Annotated in this window: 2 rRNA genes; both read left to right on the forward strand. The window is 43.5% G+C overall.

Annotated features, from left to right (window positions below):
- Window positions 1–54, forward strand: a 16S ribosomal RNA gene (locus PEPTYR26121_RS08890); the annotation flags it as partial.
- Window positions 55–272: 218 nt separating this feature from the next.
- A 23S ribosomal RNA gene (locus tag PEPTYR26121_RS08895) occupies window positions 273–432 on the forward strand; the annotation flags it as partial.

The following is a 432-nucleotide window of genomic DNA, read 5'->3' on the forward strand; positions in this document are numbered from 1 at the left end:
GTGAAGTCGTAACAAGGTAGCCGTATCGGAAGGTGCGGCTGGATCACCTCCTTTCTAAGGAAGAAGGCTCTTGCCTGCGGGCAGGAGCCACAAAGATGGCTTTCTCTTATACCTTTTAATTGTGAATCCGCAAGTCGCGTAATCGTCTGTGCAAATCGGACGGGATTCTATTTTTGAACCATGACAATTGCATATACAATCAAATACGAGAACATCGTAAATCAAATCTTCAAATTTTATTTAAGATTACAATTTCAACGAATAGATCGTAAGGTCAAGTTAGAAAGAGCATCCGGTGGATGCCTTGGCACCAAGAGCCGATGAAGGACGCGTTAAGCTGCGATAAGCTATGGGTAGTGGCAAATACACTGTGATCCATAGATTTCCGAATGGGGAAACCCGCTAAGATAACCTCTTAGCATTCTAAGGTGA

The sequence above is a fragment of the Aedoeadaptatus nemausensis genome, assembly GCF_903819165.1.
Classification (GTDB): Bacteria; Bacillota; Clostridia; order Tissierellales; family Peptoniphilaceae; genus Aedoeadaptatus; species Aedoeadaptatus nemausensis.